Origin of the sequence: Streptomyces sp. AM8-1-1 (assembly GCF_032229325.1) — a bacterium.
Classification (GTDB): Bacteria; Actinomycetota; Actinomycetes; order Streptomycetales; family Streptomycetaceae; genus Streptomyces; species Streptomyces achmelvichensis.
This window is the reverse complement of sequence record NZ_CP135086.1, coordinates 6574568-6592877: the sequence shown is the minus strand read 5'-3', so window position 1 is coordinate 6592877 and position 18310 is coordinate 6574568. Positions and strand designations below refer to the sequence as shown.

At 71.0% G+C, this 18310-nt stretch carries 16 protein-coding genes and 1 pseudogene; 9 read left to right on the top strand and 8 right to left on the bottom strand.

Annotated features, from left to right (window positions below; genetic code table 11):
• Positions 1-32 precede the first annotated feature (32 nt).
• Together RPQ07_RS29395 and RPQ07_RS29390 are read left to right on the top strand one after the other, a co-directional pair.
• Complete coding sequence (locus tag RPQ07_RS29395) at positions 33-953, top strand: GNAT family N-acetyltransferase (RefSeq protein WP_313947233.1); 921 nt, start codon at positions 33-35, stop codon at positions 951-953.
• Positions 934-1431 (top strand): DUF402 domain-containing protein, encoded by a 498-nt coding sequence (locus tag RPQ07_RS29390; RefSeq protein WP_313947232.1) that lies wholly within the window; start codon positions 934-936, stop codon positions 1429-1431. Before RPQ07_RS29395 ends, RPQ07_RS29390 begins: the two co-directional genes overlap by 20 nt.
• A gap of 60 nt (positions 1432-1491) precedes the next feature.
• Here RPQ07_RS29390 and RPQ07_RS29385 read toward each other — a convergent pair whose 3' ends face one another.
• From RPQ07_RS29385 to RPQ07_RS29375, 3 genes are read right to left on the bottom strand one after another with little or no spacing between them, the layout of a single operon-like run.
• Complete coding sequence (locus RPQ07_RS29385; protein ID WP_313947231.1) at positions 1492-2988, bottom strand: tripartite tricarboxylate transporter permease; 1497 nt, start codon at positions 2986-2988, stop codon at positions 1492-1494.
• The gene (locus RPQ07_RS29380) at positions 2989-3519 is read right to left on the bottom strand and encodes a tripartite tricarboxylate transporter TctB family protein (protein WP_313947230.1); all 531 of its coding nucleotides are present in this window, start codon (positions 3517-3519) and stop codon (positions 2989-2991) included.
• Positions 3516-4499: a tripartite tricarboxylate transporter substrate binding protein gene (locus RPQ07_RS29375; protein ID WP_313947229.1), complete on the bottom strand. Its 984-nt coding sequence runs from the start codon at positions 4497-4499 to the stop codon at positions 3516-3518. Before RPQ07_RS29375 ends, RPQ07_RS29380 begins: the two co-directional genes overlap by 4 nt.
• Positions 4500-4626: 127 nt before the next feature.
• On the opposite strand from RPQ07_RS29375, the gene RPQ07_RS29370 reads away from it, so the two are divergent.
• A complete protein-coding gene (locus tag RPQ07_RS29370; RefSeq protein WP_313949069.1) occupies positions 4627-5313 on the top strand; it encodes a response regulator in 687 nt (228 codons plus the stop codon).
• Positions 5314-5486: 173 nt separating this feature from the next.
• Here the strand turns inward: RPQ07_RS29370 and RPQ07_RS29365 are convergent, their stop codons facing one another.
• Both RPQ07_RS29365 and RPQ07_RS29360 read right to left on the bottom strand, forming a co-directional pair.
• Positions 5487-5915 (bottom strand): pyridoxamine 5'-phosphate oxidase family protein, encoded by a 429-nt coding sequence (locus RPQ07_RS29365; RefSeq protein ID WP_313947228.1) that lies wholly within the window; start codon positions 5913-5915, stop codon positions 5487-5489.
• A 233-nt stretch (positions 5916-6148) separates the two neighbouring features.
• Positions 6149-6649 (bottom strand): hypothetical protein, encoded by a 501-nt coding sequence (locus RPQ07_RS29360; RefSeq protein WP_313947227.1) that lies wholly within the window; start codon positions 6647-6649, stop codon positions 6149-6151.
• Positions 6650-6946: 297 nt separating this feature from the next.
• Between RPQ07_RS29360 and RPQ07_RS29355 the strand changes: the two genes are divergently transcribed.
• The 4 genes and pseudogenes from RPQ07_RS29355 (at position 6947) to RPQ07_RS29340 (ending at position 9861) form a co-directional block, all read left to right on the top strand.
• The gene (locus RPQ07_RS29355; RefSeq protein WP_313947226.1) at positions 6947-7333 is read left to right on the top strand and encodes a DUF6083 domain-containing protein; all 387 of its coding nucleotides are present in this window, start codon (positions 6947-6949) and stop codon (positions 7331-7333) included.
• A gap of 266 nt (positions 7334-7599) precedes the next feature.
• Positions 7600-8064 carry an SUKH-4 family immunity protein gene (locus RPQ07_RS29350; RefSeq protein ID WP_313947225.1) on the top strand — a complete coding sequence of 155 codons (465 nt, stop codon included), beginning with the start codon at positions 7600-7602 and terminating at the stop codon, positions 8062-8064.
• Between the two features lie 75 nt (positions 8065-8139).
• Positions 8140-8507 (top strand): annotated as a pseudogene (locus RPQ07_RS29345) (helix-turn-helix domain-containing protein); the annotation flags it as partial.
• Between the two features lie 307 nt (positions 8508-8814).
• The gene (locus tag RPQ07_RS29340) at positions 8815-9861 is read left to right on the top strand and encodes a lytic polysaccharide monooxygenase (RefSeq protein WP_313947224.1); all 1047 of its coding nucleotides are present in this window, start codon (positions 8815-8817) and stop codon (positions 9859-9861) included.
• A gap of 44 nt (positions 9862-9905) precedes the next feature.
• Here the strand turns inward: RPQ07_RS29340 and RPQ07_RS29335 are convergent, their stop codons facing one another.
• From RPQ07_RS29335 to RPQ07_RS29325, 3 genes are all read right to left on the bottom strand, one after another.
• Complete coding sequence (locus RPQ07_RS29335; RefSeq protein WP_313947223.1) at positions 9906-10793, bottom strand: lipase family alpha/beta hydrolase; 888 nt, start codon at positions 10791-10793, stop codon at positions 9906-9908.
• 400 nt (positions 10794-11193) lie between these two features.
• A complete protein-coding gene (locus tag RPQ07_RS29330) occupies positions 11194-12249 on the bottom strand; it encodes a hypothetical protein (protein WP_313947222.1) in 1056 nt (351 codons plus the stop codon).
• Complete coding sequence (locus RPQ07_RS29325) at positions 12246-15689, bottom strand: DNA polymerase III subunit alpha (protein ID WP_313947221.1); 3444 nt, start codon at positions 15687-15689, stop codon at positions 12246-12248. Before RPQ07_RS29325 ends, RPQ07_RS29330 begins: the two co-directional genes overlap by 4 nt.
• A gap of 142 nt (positions 15690-15831) precedes the next feature.
• Here RPQ07_RS29325 and RPQ07_RS29320 point away from each other — a divergent pair, with 142 nt between their 5' ends.
• Both RPQ07_RS29320 and RPQ07_RS29315 read left to right on the top strand, forming a co-directional pair.
• Positions 15832-16956: a DUF3533 domain-containing protein gene (locus RPQ07_RS29320; RefSeq protein WP_313947220.1), complete on the top strand. Its 1125-nt coding sequence runs from the start codon at positions 15832-15834 to the stop codon at positions 16954-16956.
• A 201-nt stretch (positions 16957-17157) separates the two neighbouring features.
• On the top strand, positions 17158-18309 hold the full coding sequence (locus RPQ07_RS29315) for an AI-2E family transporter (RefSeq protein WP_313947219.1): 1152 nt from the start codon (positions 17158-17160) through the stop codon (positions 18307-18309).
• The last annotated feature ends 1 nt before the right edge of the window (position 18310 follow it).

Below are 18310 nucleotides of genomic sequence, written 5' to 3'. Positions count from 1 at the left end.
CACGTCCGGGCGCGCGCGTAGCGTCGGCGACCATGACTGTGATCGTCCGTGATTTCCGCCGCGAGGACGCACCCGCTGTGTGCCGGGTGGCGCGTACCGTGCTGCCGTACGAGGTGACGACACCCGAGGCCGTCCTGTTCGACGTGGAGAGGGCCAACCCCGCGAAGCACCACCGGCTGTTGGTCGCCGAGCGGGACGGGGAGATCGTCGGCACGGCTTCGGCGGGCGTGGCGTACGACGCGACGGAGCCGGGGGTGTCGTCCGTCGCGCCCTTGGTCCTGCCCGGGCACCGTCGTCATGGCGTCGGGGGCCTGTTGTTGCGCACCGCCGAGGAGCATCTGGCCGGCGTCGGCGCGGCGACCGCGTACGCCTGGGTGGCCGACGAACCCGCCTCGCGCGCCTTCGCCGAGCACCGCGGCTACCGGCCGTCCCGCTCGGCGCACTTCCAGCGGCTGGACCTGGCGAACGGCACACTGCCGCCCCCGCCCCCGCTGCCGGCGGGCGTCGAGCTGCGTACGGTCGCGGACTTCGCGGCCGACCCGCGGCCGATGTTCCGGGCCGACGCGGAGACCACGTCCGACGAGCCGGGTGACATCTCCGTCGACTTCGACGACTACGACGACTGGCTCAACCACACCTGGCACCATCCGCTGCTCGACCACGAGCTCAGCACGGTCGTGATGGTGGACGGCGAGGTCGCCGCGTTCACCGCCGCCCAGTCGGACGGCGGTACGCGCTATCTCTCCGGCATGACCGGCACGCTGCGCGCCCACCGCGGGCGCGGTTTCGCCAAGCTCGCCAAGTCCGACTCGCTGCGCAGAGCCCGGGCCGCGGGCTACACGGAGGCGTTCACCAGCAACGACGCCGACAACGGACCGATGCTGGCGGTCAACACCTGGTTCGGCTACGAGATCTGTGCGACGGAGGTACGCCATGCCCGCAGCCTCGGTTGAGGTACGGCTCGTCAAGGCGGGCGCCACCAAGATCCGTTACCCGGCGGACCTGATCGCCGACGACGGCACCCATCTCGTGGTCCGCGCGGCCTGGGCGTCCGGCGGAGTGCGTGACTTCGGCTTCGTCCGCTTCGAGCCGGGCGACGTCTTCACCGAGCACTACTGGCGCGACCGGTGGTACGCGGTGAAGGAGGTCCGCACCGGCGACGGCACCTTCAAGGGCTGGTACTGCGATGTGACCAGGCCCGCGCGGCTCGTGGACGGCGAGCTGAGCGTGGAGGACCTGGATCTCGATCTGTGGGTGTCGGCCGACGGATCGGCGATTCTGCGGCTGGACGAGGACGAGTTCGCCGACAGCGGGCTCGCCGGGCGCGATCCCGAGGCCGCCGCGCAGGCGGTCAGGGCGCTCGATGAGCTCGAACTCCTCGCCCGGCAGGGCGCCTTGGCCGAGCTGTCGGCCCGGTACGGCGAGGTGTAGCCGGCGATGCGCCCCGCCCGTCACCGTTGACACGGCCGAGGGCGGGGCGCATCCGTTCCGTCATGCCGCGGTGCGACCGCGTCCGGGGATCACCTTCCTGATCAGCGGCCACGCCAGCAGGATCACGATCACGGCGTACACCGTCACCGAGAACGGCGTGTCGACCAGGCCGCTCACACTGCCGTCGCTGATCTGGAGCGCGCGCCGCAGTTGCTGTTCGGCGGCCGGGCCGAGGATCACACCGATCACCGCCGGCAGCACGGGAAGTCCGTACCTCCGCATCCCGAAGCCGATCAGGCCGATGATCAGCAGGATGACCAGGTCGAGCGCCTCGCCGCCGACCGCGTACGCGCCGACACCGGCGAAGAACAGGATGCCGGCGTACAGGTACGGGCGCGGGATGCGCAGCAGCTTCGCCCACACGGGCGCCAGCGGCAGGTTCAGCGCGAGCAGCAGCACCATGCCGACGAAGAGCGAGGCGATCAGACCCCACACCAGGTCCGGCTCGCGCTCGAAGAGCAACGGGCCGGGCTGGATCCCGTACTGCTGGAACGCGGCCAGCATCACGGCCGCGACCGCGGTGGTCGGCAGACCGAGGGTCAGCATCGACACCAGGGTGCCCGCGGCCGACGCCGAGGCCGCCGACTCGGGCCCCGCGACCCCTTCGATGGCGCCCTTGCCGAACTCCTCCTTGTGCTTGGACAGCCGCTTCTCGGTGACGTACGACAGGAAGGTCGGGATCTCCGCTCCACCGGCCGGGATCGCACCGAACGGGAAGCCGATGACGGGGCCGCGCAGCCATGACTTCCAGGTACGCCGGACGTCCGACCTGCCGAGCCAGGGCCGGCCGACCGGGATGGGTTCGCCGCTGCTGCGGCGCAGATGGGCGGCGACCCACAGGGCCTCGCCGATGGCGAAGAGTCCGACGGCGACGATGACGACGTCGATGCCGTCGGCGAGTTGCAGCGAGCCGAAGGTGAGCCGCTGCTGTCCGGTCATCTGGTCCAGGCCGACGAGTCCGAGCGTGAGGCCGATCAGCAGCGAGGCCAGACCGCGGATGCGGGAGGAGCCGAGGACGGACGTGACCGCGATGAACGCCAGCACCATGATGGCGAAGTAGTCGGGTGCGCCGATGTCCACCGCGAGTTCGGCGACGGTCGGCGCGAGCACGACGAGCAGGATGGTGCCGATCATGCCGCCGGCGAAGTGGCCGACGGCCGCGGCCGCCAGCGCCTGTGCTCCGCGGCCCGCCTTGGCCATCGGATTGCCTTCGATGGCGGCGACGACGGCGGCGCTCTCGCCGGGGGTGTTCAGCAGGATCGAGGTGGTGGAGCCGCCGAACATCGCGCCGTAGTAGATGCCCGCGAACATGATGAACGCACCGGTGGGCTCGAGCCCGTATGTCACCGGCAGCAGCAGGGCCACGGCCATGGCCGGTCCGATGCCGGGCAGCACCCCGATCGCGGTGCCGAGCAGCACGCCTATCGCGGCCCACAGCAGATTGATCGGGGTCAGCGCGGTGCCGAAGCCGTCGATGAGGGAGTTGAGGGAGTCCATCTACAGCACCTCCATCAGCGGACCGCCCGGCAGCGGGACACCGAGCATGTTGTTGAACACGATGTACGTGAGGAGGGAGAGGACAGCGGCGATCAGCGGGTCGCGGTCGAGGTGCCTGCTGCCGAGGGCGAAGGCGGCGCCCCAGAACAGCAGTGCTCCGGCTATGGGGAAGCCGACCGGCCCGATGAGCACGGCGAAGGCCAGGAAGACTCCGGCCAGCAGCAGTACCGTGCGCCAGTCGCTCGGTTCGGACAGATCGATGTCCTCGCCGCCCTCCGCCTCCCCGCGTCCGCCGCGCAGGACGTCGACGGTGAGCAGTACGGCGACGAGCACCAGGCCGATGCCGACGACGAGCGGCACGGTCCTGGGTCCGACGGGCCCGCGCTGGGCGATGTCGACGTCCATGGTCAGCGCGTCGGTGAGGACGAGCACACCGATGGCCAGCAGCAGGACGCCGACGCCCAGTTCGGAGTGATCGCGCAGCCAGGAGCGGCGGGGCCCCGGTGCCTCTGTGGTGTCCGTGGTGGTCACAGTCCCAGCTCCTTCAGCACCGAGTCGACGCTCTTGTCCTGCGCGTCGAGGAAGTCGCCGAACTTCTCCCCGGCGAGGAACGCGTCGTCCCAGCCGTTCTTCTTCATCGACTCCTTCCACTGCTCGGAGTCGTGGAGTTCGCTGATCAGGGCGACGAGCTTGTCGCGCTCGGCGTCGGAGAGGCCGGGCGGGGCGACGATGCCGCGCCAGTTGGTGAACTCCGTGTCCAGCCCGGCCTCACGCAACGTGGGCGCATCGAGTCCGGGTACCCGTTTCGGGCCGGTGACGGCGAGCAGCCGCAGCTCACCGGCCTTGATCTGGTCGAGGTACTCCCCGACGCCCGAGACACCGAAGGCGACCTTGTTGCCGAGGATCGAGGCGAGCAGTTCGCCGCCGCCGTCGAAGGGGACGTAGTTGACGGTCCGGGGCGCGATCCCCGCCGCCTGCGCCATCAGCATCGGCGCGAGATGGTCGGGCCCGCCGGGTGACGAACCGCCGCCGACCGGCAGTTTGCCCGGGTTCTTCTTCCAGGCGGCGAGCAGGTCCCCGATCGTCTTGTACGGCGAGTCCTTGGAGACCACGACGATGTCGGGCTCCTCGGTGAGCCGGGCGATCGGGGTGGTGTCGGCGAGCGTCTTGGGCGATTTGTTGGTGTGGACGGCACCGACGACGCCCAGTCCCATGGACATGGCGAGCCTGCCGTTGCCGCGTTCGCCGACGAGCCGGGTCAGTCCGACCGTGCCGCCCGCGCCGGGCAGGTTGAACACCTCGACGTTGTGGGTGAGTTCGGCGTCCTCGGCGTTCTTGGCCGCCGTACGGGCCGTGATGTCGTAGCCGCCGCCGGGTGTGTTCGGGACCATGAAGCGCAGGCCCGGGATCTGGGTACCGGTGTCGGAACCCTTCCCCGCGGAGAGCAGCGGCGGCCCCACGAGCACCAGCAACGCTGCCCCGAGCAGGGCGAGGGGAGTGCGCAATCGCACGGGAGCCGCCTCTCGGTGGTGGGAGTGTGAAGTGGCCCACATGTTGCCTGCGCGTTGAGAAGCTGTCTCCCTTCCGCAATCAACGGACGTTGTGGTCCTTGTGGTCACGTCCTACCGTGACGGCGTGATGAACGTGCTGGTGGTGGACGACGACTTCATGGTCGCCAAGCTGCACAGCCGCTATGTGTCCGCGACGGAAGGTTTCAGGGTCGTCGGTGTGGCCCACAGCGGCGCCGAAGCGCTGCGCGCGGCCGAGCGTCTGCGGCCCGAGCTCGTGCTCCTCGACATCTATCTGCCCGACATGGACGGGATCAGCGTGCTGCGCGAGCTGCGGGCGGCCGAGGAGCGCGACGAGACGCGGGGAAGCGTGGACGCGCTGTTCATCACGGCCGCCCGGGACGCCGGCCTGGTGCGGGCGGCGCTGCGCGCGGGGGCGCTGCACTATCTGATCAAGCCGTTCAACCAGGCGGCACTGCAGGAGCAGCTGCGACACGTGGCATCGCTGCGGTCCCGCTTCGACCGGCTGGGCGAGGCGCGGCAGGAGGACGTCGACCAGATCTTCGGCACCCGGCCGCCCGGTTCACGCGAACTGCCCAAGGGGCTGGCCCTGCACACCGCCGAACTGGTCGAGCGGATCCTGCGGGAGCACACGGGCGATCTGTCGGCGTCCGAGTGCGCGGAGGCGGGCTCGCTGTCGCGGGTGAGCGCGCGCCGGTACCTGGAGTACTTCGCCGCGGTCGGCCGGGCGGAGGTCACACTGCGCTACGGCGGCACGGGCCGGCCGGAGCGGCGGTACCGCCTGACGGGGGGCTGAGGCGGGGGCGGCGGTGCGGCCTGACCGGCGGCTGAGGCGGGAGCGGCTTGGGCCGCGCTACCGCCTGGCCCACGGCTGAGGCGGCACTGGCCTGGGCTCTTGCCCGCCCGGACCGTGCGCGCCCGGGCAGGCGGTCCCGCCGGCGGGGACCCGAGGGCCCTCCGCCCGGTCCGTCAGAGTGAGCCGAGGTCCGAGCTGACCCAGCGCTGCGGCTGCATGTGGATGACCACCTGCTCGCCGTGGCTCTTCCAGGCCATGTCGACGTAGGCGTCGACCTTGTCGGCCGGCAGATAGCGTGCCGAGATCTCCTGAAGAAGCTCTCGGGTGGCGGGGATCGTCTCGGTGACGGGCCCTTCGACGGAGACGTACCGGATGGTGGGCTCCAAGCGGTCGATCATCAGGCAGAACCGCCCTGCCTGCGCGATGGCCCGCCCTTTCCGGGAGTCGCGCCCCGTCATGATCCAGATGTCACCACCGGGCGCGTACTGATACCAGATCGGCACGGTCAGCGGCGCTCGCTCCTTCTCCCCCTCGTCCACGGCCAGCGCCGCGACATGGGGCTCGGCGAGGAACTGCTCACGCTCTTCACGGCTCAAGGCCACGGACGGCTCCTTTGCTCGGCGTCTACTCCTGCGGCCCGAGCCTAAAACGCCGGGACGGCCGGAGGGGTGGCACGCGCGGGGGTGTCGGGCGCGGGGAGCGGGTTGTCCGGATCGCCGCGTACGCGGTGGGCGGGCGGCCGGAATGCTTCGGGGTGACGGACCATCGGCATGGCCTGTGCCCAGCGCGCGACGTCACCCGATGGACGCGCCTCATGGGGTTGTGGCGTGTTTCGTCAGATGTAGGTCCAACGCCATGCGTTTGAGCTGTAGGTGCACTTGATCTTCGTGCCGCTCGCGTTGGTGGTGACGGCTCCGTGGTCGCTGTTCCGGCAGAACTGTCCTGCCGAGTAGCAATTCCCCGCGTTGGAGACGATCGTGCACGTGCCGGTGCTGTCCTGACTGTTGCTGTTGCTGCTGTTGCTGCCCGTGTCGGCGGCCCTGGCGGTAGCGGTCTTGGTGACGGTGACGGCGGGGGCGGGCTTCGCCTTGGCTCTGACGGTCTCGGTGACGGTCGGGCCGGGTTCGGGCGTGGCTGTGACAGTCGCGGTGATCGTCGTCGCGGGCTTGACCTTGGCCCCGACGGGCTTTTGCCCGTCGTCCCCCGTGGAACCGATGAGCGCGCCCGCGACGAGCAGGGCCGAGCCGCCGATCCAGACGACAACTCGCTTGTGGAGCGGGCGGGTGCCCGGCGGGCGCGGTGTCGGCGGTATGGGAGCGGTGTACGGGTTGGCCATCTCATCCCCCTGCGGCGTTTCGGGTGGAGTGACCGTAGTGCCCCGCAGAGCAACATGTGAAGAATACGTGGAAGTAGTGGCCATCCCGTGACCATCCCCCGGTCGGTGCTCCGTATCGGGTCGCGATCCAGGTGCCACGGACCTCGACGGCGTGCTTCTCGGCCTGGCCGTCCGTGTCCTCCGGTTGCACCGTGCACCTGTCGGTGCGTCTCACGTCCCGGTGGCGTCGCCTGGTCACGTGCCTCCCGTCCGATTCGCACTCTTCGCATGTGCCTGATGTCTGCGGACGCTGGCTCCATGGGGGTTTCTGACGAGCGGGCACGGCGTATTGCCGGCGGGAAGTTCCGGTGCTCGTCCTGCGGGCTACCGCAGGATCGCGTGCCGACCTTGGAGCAGGACTGGGTGCTGCTGGAGCCGGAGTTGACGGTGTTGGCGCATCGGGTGCCGGCTGAATATCGGTGGATCGCGCTGCCTGATGGACGGGTGACCGTGTACGGGGTGTGTCCGCCCGACCCATTCCAGCGCTGCCGGATCGAGCACCGTCTGGCCTGCGCTGCTCAGTCGCTGCCCGACCTGTGGCCATGGTTGACGATGGTGCGTGTTGAGAATGGACGAAAGGCGGAGCGGCAGGAGTCCGAGGAGTCGACGCGACTGCGGCAAGTCGAGTTGCCTGACGCCGGATAGGCGGCGAGGCCGTAACGACGCTCCAAGAGGAGCCGGCCCGGAGACAGTCCTCAACCTCGCACTGGCGCTCGCTAAGGGCTGTCCGACAAAGGTGGTCCTGCCTTGGCCTGAGACCGGCTCGGTCTCGGTAGGGTCAGGACCGCAGCTGATGGAAGAGGATCGTTCGATGGCGACGTACGACCGGCTGACCGAGTGGGCCGGTCCGGGTCGTGTCGCGCGAGTCGGACGGGACATCGTGGCCGGCTGGCGGATCCATCCCCGAGTCCATGAAGACGCAGCTCGTCGAGGTGGGCATCCCGGTGGCTCCGCGCCTCATCGAGCGGGTCGTGATGCAGAGCGAGGCCGATCCGGTCCTGCGCACGTCGCGTGGTCCGCTCTACCGCCTCACGGAGGACACCGACCCCCATACGCCGGTTGAGCGGTCGTGGTTCGGTGTTGAGCCGGAGACCGGAGCGGTCTACTTCGTCATGCCGGACGGGGAGGCATGGTTCGCAAACTCGGGTGTCGCTGTGTGGCTCGACGTCCTTCACTGTTACGGCAGTCGCGTCACCGTCTCAGAGCTTCTCAGCGAGCCGGACGGACCCGAGGAGCACTTCTCCGAAGAGGAGGAAGAGCGAGCTTTCGCCGAGCTGCACCGGCTGGCCGAGGAGCTGAGGGAGATCGACCCGGCGGCCTTCAACGGCTACGAGGGGTTTCTCTGGCCAGAGCTTTTGGACCGCTGGCTGTACTGACCTCGGGCCGGGCAGAGTCACGGGCTGCAAGTCCCTGGGCGTGCGGAGCCACGGGGATGATCTTCACGTGGGGCTGTGATCACGGCGTCGGAGCCGTCATGGATTGCGCCGTACTCCGGGCTGAGTCCGAAGCAGTTCGGGAGGCTGATCACCGTGCCGCGACGCGGAGGTCCGCCCCTTGTCTGCAGGGGCCGTCTCTGCCGCTGGAGGACGGGGCGTTGCTGGTTGCGGCGTACTGGCGGACGAACCTGACCTTGCGGCAGCGGCCCCTTGTTCGGGCTCTCGAAGTCGGCCCCGGGCCGGATCGTGAGCCAACTCAGGCCTCGCTCGCGCTGCGGCTGCGGCTGCGGCTGCGGCTGCGGAGCCGCTTCCGTAGAGACATGGTGCTGATCGTGGACGGAACCCTTGCCGACACGAGACCACGGCCCATGGGGAGCCAAACGGGGAGCCAAACGCAGCGGCACAGGGTGGACTGCGCCGGACGACCACGGACGGCCAGGCCCCGAACCTCGTGGTCAGACGTGCGCGCTCCGCAGCCTTCCTCAGCCCCTCCTTACCGCCTCCTTAAAGCGACCATAAGGATCCCCTCCATCCCCTCCCAGCAGGCGATTTCGGCTCGTCGAAGGGCTAGCTTGCTGATCGCCGGGGCTGGTTCGGACTGTCGGTGCCGCTGAGCCACGGGGGGTTGTGCCGCCCGTCCGGGCCCGCCCTGGGATCCCCCCATGTGTCCGTCTTGAGGAGAACGTCACCATGACCGCTCGCCGTAAGGTCACCACGCTCGCCGCACTCGGCGTCGCGCCGATCGTGATCGCCGGGCTTTCCGCCGCTCCGGCCTTCGCCCACGGCTCGATGACGGACCCGGTCAGCCGGGTGTCCGCCTGCTTCGCCGAGGGGCCGGAGAGTCCGGTCTCCGCGGCGTGCAAGGCTGCGGTCGCGGCCGGCGGTACGCAGCCCCTGTACGACTGGAACGAGGTCAACATCGCCAACGCCGCGGGCAATCACCAGCAGGTGATCCCGGACGGCAAGCTGTGCAGCGCGGGCCGCGACAAGTACAAGGGGCTCGATCTGCCCCGCGGTGACTGGCCTTCCAGCAAGATGTCGGCCGGCAACCGCACCTTCCACTACAAGGCGACCGCGCCCCACAAGGGTTCCTTCGAGCTGTACCTGACCAAGGACGGGTACGACCCGACGAAGCCGCTGAAGTGGTCGGACCTGGAGGCCAAGCCGTTCGCGAAGGTCACCGACCCGAAGCTGGTCAACGGTGAGTACGTCTTCGACGGTGTCGTCCCGAACAAGTCCGGCCGCCACCTCGTCTACTCCATCTGGCAGCGTTCGGACTCCCCCGAGGCCTTCTACACCTGTTCCGACGTGGTGTTCGGGCAGGACAACGGCGGCGCCGGCAGCGCCCCGACCGCCGCTGCGCCCTCCGAGGAGGAGATAGCCGACGGTGCCGACAAGTCGACCGTGGACCACAACGGTCACGGCGGCGACGGGCACGACGAGGCGGGCAAGGGCTCCGAGCAGACCGGCACGGAAGCGCCCGGCGAGGAGGCCGGCGAAAAGCCCGCGGGCCAGGCCGCCGGCGAGGAGGCCGAGCAGGCCGGGGACAACGCCCCCGAGCCGAACAGCGCCGCTGCCCCGGGCACCTCGGGCAGCGAGAACCTCGCCGAGACCGGTGGTGACAGCAGCACCCCGTACATCGCTATCGGGGGCGCCGCCGCCCTCGCTCTCGGTGCGGCCGCACTGTTCGGCACGGCCCGGCGCAGGGCGACGGCAGGCGGCCGTCACGGCCGCTGAGCATCCCTCGCCGGGTGGCGAAACTGCGCGTCCGTTCTTCGGTGTCAGCTGAAGACGGACGCGCAGGTCGTGCGTCGGGCGTTCGCCGGGTCAAGGGCGTTGGCCACCTCGTGGTACGCGATCCGGTCGAACAGCCCGATGGCGAGATGCTCCGACAGGTTCACCGGACACAGGTCCTGGACCAGGACGTTCTTGACGCCCGGGCCGTCCAGGTACTGCGAGCGGTAGGGCGTGACCACCTGGTCGTAGCGGGTGGAGATGACGGTGTAACGCACGCCGGGCACGGTGTCGCCGCCCGCGTTGAGTTTGGTCAGGAAGGCGGAGCCGACGATCTGGTCGGCGAGCCCCGGGGTGGCGGAGCTGAGCAGGTCCTCGGCTCCGGGGAAGTACGGCAGGAGCGCGGTGAGGCCGGACAGCGTGGTGCCGTGGTTGTCGGGCGCCAGGCCGATGAGGGCGTTCACCTTGTCGGCGCCGCCGAGGAACTTGAGGTAGTAGCGCGGCATCATGCCGCCCTGGGAGTGGCCGACGAGGTCCGCCTCGGCCGCGCCGGTCGCGGCGAGCACCTTGTCGACATAGGTGTCGAGTTGCTCGGCGGACTTGTCGATGGGGCCGAGGCCGTGGAAGAAGGGCACGCCGGGGAGCTGCCCGTAGTCGAGTGAGAAGACGCAGTAGCCGCGCTTGACCAGGTACGGAGCGAGGCTGAGCCAGTTGTCGATCGAGTTCCCGAAGGTTCCGTGGACGAGAACGACGGGGCGGGGATGGGTGGCGGAGGGCTTGCAGCTGTAGTTGTTCCAACCGCTGTGGGGTGCCGATGCGGTGGCGGTGTCGGCGGTGGCCGAATCGGCGTGGGCGGCGGCTGCGGGAGTCAGGCTGACGGCGGCGGCCAGCAGCAGGGCGGCAAGGGGTCTCAGTGCACGTTTCCAGGGCAGCATCGGGCAATCTCCTTGCGGCTCAAGGGAGTAGCGATGGCTGGATTTGTGGTGCCCACGACAAAACTACGCACGAGTAACCGCGACTGGGAAGTTACGCGTCGGTAAAAATTGAACTTGTGTCAATAAGCGATCTCCGCCGGTCAGCGGCGGCACGCGGCACGGCGGGCGGGCGCGGCGGTGGTACACCATCCGCTCCGGCGGCAGGTTTGAGTCCGGGCCGGGACCGGGGCCATGGGGTTCGGGTCTCAGGAGATCAGAGGGCCCGGGGCCGGCGGGTCCGGGCAGCGGCATGGGCCGCGCAGGGATGTCCGCGGCGCGAGAGGCGAAGTCCGGCATCGGCGCCGGAGGTTGGCCCGCCCCCGCACCCGCCCCGCACCCACCCCGCGCTCCCCGCCCGCCCCTACGACGCCCTGCGGAACGTGGCCGCCGGCCGCACCGTGCCCGCGCCGAACCGCGCGTTCGCCCGGTCGACAGCCACCTCCGCCGTGAGACGGGATTCCCGCACCGGGTCGAGCGAGATCTGCCGGGCCACCCTCTCGGCCTCGGTGAGGTCCTCGGCGCGCAGCACCATGCCCGTCAGCCGGGCACGCTGGAGTCCGGCGGCGTCCATCATCCGGTACGCCGCGGTCCGCAGATCCTCGTCGTGGCCGGACGGTTCGGGGAGCCGCCGGGTCTTCTCCCAGTGCGTGCCACCGGCGAACTGGAGCTTCAAGGACAGCGCCCGGGCGGCCTGACGGCGGTCGCGCAAAGTCGCGCCCAGCCGTACCACCAGATCGAGAAGCGCGGCCCTGACCAGGGCGCCGTCGAGCTCGTGCCCGGTGAACCGGTGACGGACGGCGGCCGCGGGCGGCAGGTCCTTGGGCGTGACGGGACGTGGGTCGACACCGCGGGCGCGCTCCGCGGCCTGCCGTCCCGCCCGCCGGCCCAGGATCCGTTCGACGACACCCTGCGGGACGGCGGCCAGCGCGCCGACGGTGTGCAGGCCGTACGCGTGCAGCGCCTCGGCCTGCCGGGAGCCGATGCCGTGCAGCGCCTCCACCGGCAGCGGCGCGAGGAAGTCGTCCACCCCGCCCTCGGGCACCGCCACGATGCCGCCGGGTTCCGGTACCCGGGCGGAGGCCATCGCCGCCACCGCCCAGGTGCCGGCCACCCCGATCCGTACGTCCGTGCCCAGCCGGGCCACCGCGCGCAACCGCACCATCTCCGCGATCCGCACGGCATCCGCACCGAAGTACCGCTGCGCTCCCCGGGCCTGCACCAGCGCAGCCGAGGGCGGGATGGCCTGGACGACGGGAGAGAACTCCCGCAGCAGTTCCAGCACCGCCCGGTACTCGTCCTCGGGGAGCGCCGGGGCGCAGCGCACATGCAGGACGCTCGCCGCACGGCCGTACGGTCCGCCGGCTCCGGCTCCCTGCCCTGCGTCCGGCCGGTCGGGGCTCGGGGGATTCTGGTTCATCCGGCGCTCCCGGGACTCTGGTGCCACAACTTCCTCCCCGTTGCCGCCTGTTGCTCACCCGGCGGCTGAAGGTCCGCCCAGGGGTTGAGTTCGTAGCCGGTCGACAGCTGGATCCGGCGCCCGTTGTCGGCGGGGGCCCGCCCGTCGCCCTCCACGGGAGCGGTCAGCCGTGCCGCGACCGCGTCGAGGCCTCCCGTCCGCCGCAGTTCCGCCAGTTCGGCGAGGTTCCAGGCGGCCGCGCCGACCACGCTGAGGCTGCGCGGGCCGCGCCGCTGCACCACCCCGCGCACCAGCAGCAGCCAGGAATGGAAGACGGTGTAGGCGCATGCGGCGTGGCTGTCGTCGAAGAAGGCGAGGTCGACCAGGCCGGTGCCGTCGTCGAGCGTGCTGAAGATGACCCGGCGCCCGGACCGGATCGGCGGTGTCTGGGTGGCCGCCTTCGCACCCGCGACCAGCACGGTCTGCCCGTGCTTCGCCGAGCGCAGTTGCTGGGCCGAGAGCACTCCCAGCTCCTTCAGGAAGGAGTGGTGATCACCCATCAGATGCCGGGAGGCGTCCATGCCGAGGACGCCGAGCTCGGCGCTGAGGCGTTCCGCGTCACCGAGGTCGGGCAGCCCGACGGGGGCGGTCTTCTCCCCCTGCCCGAGCGGGAGTTGACTGCCGTAGGACCCGCCGGCCCTCTTGCCGCGCTGTCCGCGGTGGAGTTCGGCGAGATGCAGCAGCAGGTCGCGCCGGTTCGCGCCGAAGGCGTCCAGCGCACCGACCTGGGCGAGCCGTTCGGCGACCGGGCGGCCGGGGCGGGCGCGCTGCCAGAAGTCCAGCAGCGAGGAGTAGGGGCGGCCGTTCGCGATGCGCTCCGCCTCGGCCTCACTGATGCCGTGGACGTCCGAGAGGGCGAGCCTCAACCCCCAGGCCTCGCGCCCCTCTTCAGACACCAGTTCGATTTGATGAGCGACCGCCGACCGGTTCACGTCCAACGGCAGTACGGGGACTCCGCGCCGCCGCGCGTCCGCCAGCAGCAGCCGCTTCGGGTACATCCCCGGGTCATGGGTGAGCAGACCGGCGAAGAAGGCCGCCGGGTGGTGCGCCTTGAGCCATGCCGACTGATAGGTCGGCACGGCGAAGGCCACCGCGTGCGCCTTGCAGAAACCGTACGAGCCGAAGGCCTCGATGATCTCCCAGGTGCGGGCGATCACGTCGGCGGTGTAGTCCCTGGCCGCCGCCTGCCGGGCGAACCAGACCTTGATCGCTCCCTGCGACTCGGGGTGGGACAGCCCGCGCCGCACCCGGTCGGCCTCGTCCCGTCCGCAGCCGGTCATGATGTCCAGCATCTCGATGATCTGCTCATGGAAGACGACGACTCCGTAGGTCTCCTTCAGCGGCCTCTCCAGGTCCTTGTGCGGATAGCGGACCGGCGCCCGGCCGTGCCGGGCCTCGATGAACGGCCGCACCATGTCGGCCGCGACCGGGCCCGGCCGGAACAGCGAGATGTCGACCACCAGGTCGTCGAAGGTCGACGGCTGGAGCCGGCCGATCAGATCCCGCTGGCCCGGCGACTCGATCTGGAAACAGCCCAGCGTCTCGGTGGACTTGATCAGCCGGTAGGTGTCCGGGTCGCCCGGCGGTACGGCATCGATGTCGACCTTCTCCCCCGTCGCCCGCCCCACCTCGGCGACCGCGTGCGCCATCGCCGACTGCATCCGTACGCCGAGGACGTCGAGTTTGAGCAGCCCGAGCTCCTCCACGTCGTCCTTGTCGAACTGCGCCATGGGCAGGCTCTCCCCGCTGGTGGGCACCACCGGGGTACGGGTCAGGAGCGAGGCGTCCGAGAGCAGCACCCCGCACGGGTGCATGGCGATCCCCCGCGGCAGCGCGTCCAGCGCCTCGACCAGCTCCCACATCCGTCCGTGCTTCCCCTTCTCGGCGGCGAGGGCGCGCAGCTCGGGCAGTTCCTCCATGGCGGCGCGGGCGTCACGGGCGCGGATGTGCGGAAAGGACTTGGCGATGCGGTCGATCTCGGCCGGGTCCATGGAGAGCGCGGCGCCCACGTCGCGTACCGCATGGCGTACCCGGTAGGTCTCGGGCATGGCGACGGTGGCGACCCGCTCCTCGCCGAAGCGGTCGATGATCGCACGGTAGACCTCGATCCGGCGGGCGGACTCCACGTCGATGTCGATGTCGGGCAGCACCCGCCGCCGGGTGGAGAGGAAGCGCTCCATCAGCAGGCCGTGTTCGACGGGGTCGGCGTGCGCGATGCCGAGGAGATGGTTGACGAGGGAGCCCGCCCCGGAGCCGCGTGCCGCGACCCGGATGCCCATCTTCTTGACGTCGTCGACGACCTGAGCGACCGTCAGGAAGTACGAGGCGTTGCCGTGGTACGCGATGATGTCGAGCTCGTGGTGCATGCGCTCCCAGTAGTCGCGGCGGTTGTCGTAGCCGCGCAGCACCATGCCGGCGGCGGCGCGGGAGGCCAGCACCCGTTGCGGGGAGCGCCGCCCGGCGCCGACCAGATGCGGTTCGGGGAAGTGGACGGCACCGATCCCCAGATCGTCCTCGGGGTCGACCCGGCACGCGGCCGCCGTCTCCTCGGTCATGGCGAGCAGCCGGTGCGCGGTGTCCCGGCGGAAGCCCGCGGCCTCGGCGACCCTCTCGGCATGCGCGGTCATCGCGTCCGGGCCCTTGAGCCAGCGCTCCCCGCTGTCGAGACCCTTGCGCGGGTCGACGGGCACCAGGCGGCGGGCCGCGTCGAGGACGTCGGCGACCGGGCCCTGGCCGGGGTCGGCGTAGCGGACGGCATTGGTCAGCACGGCCCGTACGCCGTGTTCGGCGGCGAAGCCGAGGGTGCGTGCGGCGTGCCGCAGGGAGCCGGGGCCGGTGCCCGGGAGTCCGTGGTGGACGACTTCGAGGCGCAGCCCATTGCCGAAACGTTCCTGCCAGGGTGTGAGCAGCGTGGCCGCCCGGTCGGGGCGGCCCGCGGCGAGCGCCCGGCCGATCTCGGACGCGGGCCCGAGCAGAACGGTCAGATCGTCGCCGTGACTGTCGTTCCAGGGCAGCAGCGGAAGACCGTCGTCCGCCGCATGCGCGGCGGTCACCAGTCGGCACAGCTCGGCCCAGCCCCGGCGGGACCGCGCCAGAAAGACGGCCCGCGGAGCGGACTCGTCGAGAAAGGCACCACCGCGCACGGGAGCACGCCGGCGCTCGGTCGGCCCCTCCTGCCGCGCCCGCTCCCCCACCGCGAGGTCCACCCCGAACAGCGGCCTGACCCCCTCTTTCCCGCAGGCCTTGATGAAGCGGACCGCGCCCGCGACGGTGTCGCGGTCAGTCAGCGCAAGGGCGTCCATACCCCGCTCGGCGGCACCCGCGGCCAGCCGCTCCGGATGCGATGCCCCGTACCGCAGGGAGAACCCGGAAACGGTGTGCAGATGCGTGAACCCGGGCACCCACACCTCCTGGATCAGTCCGTCTCACCTCCCCCTCCTCCACCATAGACCAAGTTTCGAACATACGTACGACATGGCGCGCATCAGCCATTCGGACCCGCCCCACCTGCGGGAACACGGGGCGAGACCCAGCGTGGAGGCCATGACGCGCACATCGGACGACCCTCGCGGAGGATTCCTCGGCGAGCTCAAGGACGCGGTGAGCGCACGGGCCGCACTCCTGGTCCTCGGGGTGCTGGCGATCCAGCTGGCCTTCATCACGTCGTACATCGGCGCCTTCCACGCACCCGCGCCGCACAGGGTCCCGCTGGCCGTCACGGCGCATTCGAGCCAGGTCTCCGACGAGGTCCTGTACCGGCTTTCCACCCTGCCGGGCCAGCCGATCGACCCCCGGCCGGTCCGGAACGAGACGGCGGCGGTCGAACAGATCCGGAACCGGGACATCGACGGCGCACTCGTCCTCGGTCCCGATGGCACCGCCCGGCTGCTGGTTGCCAGTGGCGGCGGCGCCTCGCTCTCCCAGGCGATCACCGAAGTCGTCACGGCGGCCGAGAAGGGGCAGCGCAGGTCCCTGACGGTGGTGGACGTGGTCCCCGGCACCCCGGGCGACGCCCGCGGGCTCTCGTCGTTCTACCTGGTCGTCGGATGGTGCGTGGGCGGCTATCTGTGCGCGGCGATCCTCGCGATCAGCGCGGGCGCACGGCCCGCCAACGGATCCCGCGCCGTGATCCGGCTGGGCGCCCTGCTGCTGTACTCAATCCTCGCCGGCCTGCTGGGATCCGTGATCGCGGGCCCCGTCCTGGACGCCTTGCCGGGCGGCCTTCCTGCCCTGTGGGGCCTCGGCACGCTGCTGGTCTTCGCGGTCGGGTCGATCACGCTCGCCCTCCAGGGCCTCGTGGGCGTCATCGGCATCGGCATCGCGATCCTGCTGGTGGTCGTGCTCGGCAATCCGAGTGCGGGCGGCGCGTATCCCCATCCGCTGCTGCCGGCGTTCTGGCGGACCATCGGACCCGCACTGCCGCCGGGCGCGGGCACCTACGCCGCCCGCTCGATCGCGTACTTCAGGGGCAACGGCGCGGGCGTCCCGATGCTGGTGCTCGCCGTGTGGGCGGTGGCGGGTACGGCGCTCACGATCGCCGCCGCGGTGTTCCGCCCCGGCGGCACGGGGGCCGGTGCGGAGGTGGCCGCGAGCGGCGGAGCCGATGGGAGCCGGCGGGACCGAGCCGGAAGGGCGGCCACCGCGGGCCGTCCCGGCACCATGGGCTGAGGCGAGCCGATGCCCGGACGACTCGGACCGCCAGAGCGCGGCGACACACAGCCCGGCAACGGTCCCCGGCCCGGGGCTCCGTCCCCCGCCCGGCCGTCCGGAGAGCGGGGCCCGCGGATCCGCGCCGCTCGCCGGGCCTCCCGCGGACCGGCCGTTCCGCCCGGCCGGAACGGGAGAACCGGCCGGAATTCCGGACCACCGGTGTCCCCCGCGCTGCGGACCGCGGCCGCGTACTCCTGGCGTGTGCTCGTGGTCGGCGCGCTCGTGTACGCCGTCTTCTCGATCCTCGGGCGCTTCCACGAGATCGCCGTGGCCGTCTTCCTCGGTCTGGTCGTGACCGCGATGCTCCGGCCGATCGCCGATCTGCTGGCCCGCCGGATGCCGCGGGCGATCGCCGTCGCCGTGTCCCTGCTCGGCAGCATCATCGTCCTCCTCGGCGTCCTGGCCCTCGTCGGCGAGACGGTCGCCGGTGAACGCGCCGTGCTCCAGGAGGAGTTCGGCGCCGGGATCGGCAGGATCGAGCGCTGGCTGGAGCAGCCTCCGTTCCGGCTGAACCCCGAGGCGCTCACCGATCTCCAGTCCCGGATCGGGCAGTTCCTGTCCAGCCACCGGTCCACCCTGATCAGTACCGCTCTCAGCGGCGCCGGGCGGCTGGTGCAGGTGCTCACCGTGCTGGCGCTCGCGCTCTTCTGCTCGGTCTTCTTCCTCCAGTCGGGCGACCGGCAGTGGAACTGGTTCTGCTCACAGCTGCCGGCGGGGGCCCGGGACCGGGTGGCGCTGGCCGGCCGGGCGGGCTGGCGGACCTTCACCGGATACACACACGGCATCGTGCTGGTGGCGGCGACCAACGCCATCCTGGTGGGCGTGGCCCTGTTCGCCCTCGGAGTACCGCTGGCCGTGCCCCTGGCCCTGCTCGAATTCTTCGCCGCTTTCATTCCGCTGATCGGCTCCCCCATCGCGCTGGCCGTTGCCGCGGTGGTGGCACTGGCGTCCGAAGGGCCGGTGATCGCGGCCGTCGTCGTCGCGCTGATCGTGATCATCGGTCAGATCGAGGGGCATCTGCTGCACCCGCTCGTGATGAGCTGGGCGGTCCGGCTGCACCCGGTGGTGGTGGCACTCTCGGTCGTCGGCGGGGCCATCGCGGCGGGAGTGGTGGGTGCGGTGGTGGCGGTTCCGCTGGTCTCCGTCCTCTGGGCCGCGCGGCAGGCTCTGCGCGGAGAGCAGCCTGAGACGCAGAAGCCGCGTTCCTGGCGGAAGCGGAAGAAGAAGGAACCGGCGGGAGGCGAGGGGCCGGCGGACGAGGCGGGGAACACGAGCGGCATGAGCAAAGCCCGGGCCACCCCTGAGGGGTGAC